Here is a 4,443-nt window from a genome sequence, read left to right on the forward strand (position 1 = left end):
GTGGCAACTAGCTTGAAAACTCCGAACTAATGGCCTACGTTTGTACAAATTAATAACAGTATTTATATTACCAGCTCCGGCCGTGGCGATTTAATTATTCACAACGCAGGCGGCGAGATAAAACTCGACAGCCAAGGCAATGTTGACATTACTGCAACAAATGTACTTACCCTCGGTGGCACATTTATAACCTTTGATGGCCCAGTTGATTACGACATAACCAGCCCACAAACAGCCAGCAGCCCAAGTGTCGCAAGCCCTGCGAGCATTAGTCGTATTAATAATATAAATACAAGTGATGCCGGTGTAGCATCAACAACACCAAGCGTTATTGATTTAGAATGCGTTTATCAAGATGGCAGCCCAGTTAAAAATGCACCTTACACAATAGAGTTTGACGACGGAACTCAAGCTTCAGGGAAACTAGATGATACTGGTAAAGCACAACTCACCAATATTCCAAACGGTCAGTTCAGCGTTAAATACGGTGAAGACAGCCGCGATTTTAAGCCTGAAGATAACACCACACCTAACCCACTTTATGGGCAAATAACCACAGCTGATGGTGTACACATGATTAATAGCGGTAACACCGCAAAGCTTGAAGAAGCTGGCAATTTAGCCAACCAAGCAGGCGATTGGTTATGGGGTACACTGCAAGGTGATTTTAATAGAAACCCCAGTACATCACAAATTGTGGTGGGCACCATTATCTCAATGATACCGGTTGTTGACCAAATCATGGATATTCGGGATATTTGCGCTAATACTATGCTACTCACAGATGATGATAAAGCTAATGATAGTGATGGCTGGATTGCCTTTACCTTAACCGCCATTGGTTTAATTCCGCTCTTTGGCTCTGCTGTAAAAGGCGTGGGTAAAGTTGTAATTAAAAACAGTGGTGAGTCGATGGAAGCCGCCATTGCAGTGCTACGCAAGCTCGGCAAAGGCGACCCTGTAAAATACTTACGTAAAATAAACTGGCATGATTTAGGTAAGCAAGCCGCCAGTGAAGTAAAAGCCGTAATTAAGGGCTTTAGAGATACACTGCAAGACATTTCAACAAGCTGGAAATATGATTTATTACTACCCGATAGCGCTATTGACGGCATGCAAGCCATGGTCAAACAGCTTGATGAAGTTACCCCCAAAATTGACCAAGGCGTAAAAAACGCTGCAAGCGAAATTGGCAATCGCGTAAACAAAGCTCTCAATGAATTCGAGCCATCGGCAAGCACGGGTGTAGTTGGTAAGCCGAAGAAAACAGTTGCCAATGAGCTTGAAGCCCCTAAAGGCAATGATTTAAAGGGGGCAAAGAGCAAAGAAAATAAGCAGCTTTCTAATAGCTTATTAATTGAAAAGTATGCCAATGAGTTCTCTACGTTAAGCCGCAAGGATTTTAGAACATGGAAAATAAAGCTTGCAAATGCAGCGTTATCTTCAAGCGAGATACAGGATGCTATATATTTCGGCTCTTTAAAAAGTGGCAAAAACATGTGGGGAGACAATTGGAAGAAATATTATGAAGAAATATCAGGAACTAAATACCCCGGACCTCCGAACCATGCTCACCATTTAGTAGAGAAGAAAGGAGGTGGTAAATATGGTGTTGCAAATCGGAAAATTCTTGAAGATGTAGGTATTAATCCTTTATTATCTAGGGAAAATTTTGCTTGGGCACCTAACATAAAAGGACAACATGGATTAGAGCCTCAGGCTCAACTGAATGAAATGCTGAATACATCTCAAGGCAATAAAAAAGCGATACTCAAAGTATTAGAGCAATGGGCAAAAATATCAAAAGGTAGAACAATATGAATCTTGAACAAGAAAAATATCAACTTGTCGAAGATCTAAGTGATATTTATAAAGCGCTCTTGAAAAAGTTGATTCACAAATATAAGGACATAAATTCAATTGCTATTCATTGTGATTCAGGCTTTAGTGCATTTGGCTTTTCTTGGAATTCCAATGATTATTTGGAAAAGAAAAAAGAAAAATATCCTGAAAGCGATTGGCTAACAGTCAAATACTCTGTATCTGAATGGGGTAATGTTTTTTACGAATATGAGAAATTTAATGACATTAATGAAAGGATAGAAGAAATATTTGATGACCTTTATGATAAGGATCTAACAGATGAGCAGATAACTCAATTTTTTTGCGAGATAGTACTTGAGGTGATCTTAGATATTAAAAAAGCAGTTACTGGTCACGCCAATACATTTATCTCATTACAGTTTAGCGACCCTAGTGATAAAGAAATCGATTTAATGCAAAAAATCAGCCAACTAACAACTGATGGATATAGAAATCCTGAATTTGAAAATTACTTAGAAAAAATAAAATAATTTGTAATAAATTCATATAATTGTTATTACAGTCTAACCTAATTAAAATAATTTCTAGCGCTAAGGATAGCCCATGCAACCAGACATTAAAAACATCCCGCAACAACTTGGTCAGTACCTTTATCAACAAATAGATGAGCCGTGGTTTGAAGCTCAGCTTATTTTAGATTGCGAAAATAATGCTGTACTTGAGTGCAAAGCCCACTTTATTAAAGCAGATGATGATACACAGCATGCAATTGCTGTATCTGAAAATATAACAGCGTTGTTTAAAACGTTATTTGACCACGCTATTAAAAATGAAGTGGAAAATTGGCAGCGCGCTATTTTTACCATTACTCGACAAGGTCAGTTTAACTTAAACTTTGAGCGCGATAATAATGACGAAGAATTAATATCCGCTGTTAAAACATATTAAGTATTAATGTAACCCGCTCTTTAACAACACGGATGCTGGCTGGTGCTACAGCCTTTTAAAATTAGTACCTTAGCTTTTGGCTGTATTTCAAATTGGGTCCCTCATTTACTTCTCATTCTTTTCTCTTTGTGCAAACGATTTTTTTAAAAATTATTCATAATGATGTTAGAAGACGCTGCGCTTAATGGGGCGGGAACACAGATATTTATCAAGCCTGGTTTAATCACTGGTGACAAAATACAGCCAAACTAACAAATTGGCCGGATGCAATATAATGAATGAAAATGTAAAAAAAACACTCATCGAGAGGAAGTTTACTTCAATAGACTACATCAAACTTTACGTGGATAGTTATCAGGAAATTGTTGAAACGCTTGAAGCCGGAATGAATGAGTTTGAACTCCAGTTGCAAAAAAATCCGACTTTAAACATGGACAACTTTAAGTCATGGCAACTACGAGGCGCTCCCAATATAAAACGCGGCGCTCAGAATGCGCTTGAACACTTTGAAAAAGCTAAAAAAGGCCACCTTACAGGAATTGCAAGCTCTGCTGGTAATTTAAGAGGCTTATCACGCGATGTTGATAACATAGGTGGTTTTGGTCAGTGGTGGCATGAAATAGATAAAAAATACTGGGACGCGTTTTACACAACATATATGGAAACTGAGACTATTGGCTCGAATATCGACTACACAATTTCACAATATTGGGATGACGACGAAATTCTTGATGAAGAAATTACAGGGCCTATGGATAAAAACGAGCTGCTGAATTATTTAAAGCCAGGCGAATCGCTTGATGATTTGTCATAAATAAAACGCTAAGGACAGCACATGCAACCCGACATTAAAAACATCCCGCAACACCTAGGTCAGTATCTTTATCAACAAATTGATGCTCCGTGGCTTAAAGCACAGCTTATTTTAGATTGCGATAATAATAATGTGATTGAGTGCAAGGCCCACTTTATAAAAACAGATGATGATACACAGCATGCAATTGCTGTATCTGAAAATATAACAGCGTTGTTTAAAACGTTATTTGACCACGCAATTAAAAATGAAGTGGAAGATTGGCAGCGCGCTATTTTTACTATCACTCGTCAAGGCCAGTTTAACTTAAACTTTGAGCGCGATAATAACGATAAAGAAGTAATAGCCACTGTTTAAATACATCAATAAATAAGATAAATCACAATCAAACTTCACCACCCTTTTTAGAGATATTTATGACTACTTTAACTAAGCAATTTATATTTATAGCGCTCGCCTTAACGCTAGCTGGGTGCGATAAATTAAATGTGAGCACCGTAACTGCATTATTAGCGCCCGCTGAAAAAATACAAGCGGCCTCTCCTGAAGCAAGTGACTTTCAGGTTCATGGCTGTAATTTAACCTATAAAGGCCAATCACTTATTTTTGATGCCAATATTGATGAATGGGTTAAAATACTTGGCCCATACGATAGAGTCACTCACTTAGCAAACGATGTGTATTATTGGGATGAAATTGGTATTGGTCTTTATTCTAAAACCAATAAGCACATAGCTCAAACATTGACCTTTGAATTTAATGAAACCATTGCCTTTAGTGAAACAAATATTAAAAATACCTATTCAGAAGATATGAGAAAAACAAAAAAGGAGGCCAACGAATCCCGCTCTAAAACA

Annotated in this window: 5 protein-coding genes and 1 pseudogene; all 6 read left to right on the forward strand. The window is 37.7% G+C overall.

Features of this window, described 5'->3' with window-relative positions; all coding sequences use genetic code 11:
• The first annotated feature begins 573 nt into the window (after window positions 1-573).
• Window positions 574-1,821 carry a hypothetical protein gene (locus P20652_RS21250; protein WP_008173111.1) on the forward strand — a complete coding sequence of 416 codons (1,248 nt, stop codon included), beginning with the start codon at window positions 574-576 and terminating at the stop codon, window positions 1,819-1,821.
• On the forward strand, window positions 1,818-2,354 hold the full coding sequence (locus P20652_RS00150) for a DUF4303 domain-containing protein (RefSeq protein WP_008173112.1): 537 nt from the start codon (window positions 1,818-1,820) through the stop codon (window positions 2,352-2,354). The genes P20652_RS21250 and P20652_RS00150 overlap by 4 nt, the downstream gene beginning before the upstream one ends.
• Window positions 2,355-2,427: 73 nt before the next feature.
• The gene (locus P20652_RS00145; protein WP_008173113.1) at window positions 2,428-2,772 is read left to right on the forward strand and encodes a DUF600 family protein; all 345 of its coding nucleotides are present in this window, start codon (window positions 2,428-2,430) and stop codon (window positions 2,770-2,772) included.
• 274 nt (window positions 2,773-3,046) lie between these two features.
• Entirely contained in the window at window positions 3,047-3,586 is a 540-nt protein-coding gene (locus P20652_RS00140; RefSeq protein ID WP_008173114.1) for a hypothetical protein, read from the forward strand.
• A 21-nt stretch (window positions 3,587-3,607) separates the two neighbouring features.
• Window positions 3,608-3,943: a DUF600 family protein gene (locus tag P20652_RS00135; protein WP_008173115.1), complete on the forward strand. Its 336-nt coding sequence runs from the start codon at window positions 3,608-3,610 to the stop codon at window positions 3,941-3,943.
• A gap of 59 nt (window positions 3,944-4,002) precedes the next feature.
• A pseudogene (locus P20652_RS19415) lies at window positions 4,003-4,443 on the forward strand (hypothetical protein); the annotation flags it as partial.

Origin of the sequence: Pseudoalteromonas sp. BSi20652 (genome assembly GCF_000239855.1) — a bacterium.
Classification (GTDB): domain Bacteria; phylum Pseudomonadota; class Gammaproteobacteria; order Enterobacterales; family Alteromonadaceae; genus Pseudoalteromonas.